This is a genomic window from Polaromonas sp. P1_G2 (genome assembly GCF_056405515.1).
The window spans coordinates 1-391 of record NZ_JBFUBY010001500.1 but is presented as its reverse complement, the minus strand read 5'-3'; the positions used below and the strand labels follow the sequence as shown (position 1 = coordinate 391).

The following is a 391-nucleotide window of genomic DNA, read 5'->3' as shown; positions in this document are numbered from 1 at the left end:
GATAGGCGGAGATCACCGCGTCGTTCGATTTGATTTCGGACGGGGTGCCCTCGGCCAGGTTGCGGCCCAGGTGGAAGACCACGATCCGGTCGCAAAGGCTCATCACCAGACCCATGTGATGCTCGATGAGAAGAATGGAGAGGTTGCGGCTGCGCCTGATCCTGTCGACCAGCGCCCCGAATTCGTGGACCTCGCCATGCGTCAGCCCGCCGGCTGGCTCGTCGAGCAGAAGTATTTTCGGCTCGGCCGCGAGCGCCCGGGCGATTTCCATCCGCTTCTGCAAGGGATAGGGAAGCGATCCCGCCGCGCGAGACGCGAGGTTCGCCATGCCGACCTCTTCCAGGACGGCAAGCGCCTTTTCGCGCGCGGAGCATTCACTCGCCCTTGCGCC

The 391-nt window shown here is 64.5% G+C and carries 1 protein-coding gene; it reads right to left on the bottom strand.

Annotated elements, in window-relative coordinates; all coding sequences use genetic code 11:
• A partial coding sequence (locus AC1D0P_RS31265; RefSeq protein WP_477680276.1) for an ABC transporter ATP-binding protein C-terminal domain-containing protein occupies positions 1 to 328 on the bottom strand: 328 nt, incomplete at its 3' end.
• Positions 329 to 391: the final 63 nt, after the last annotated feature.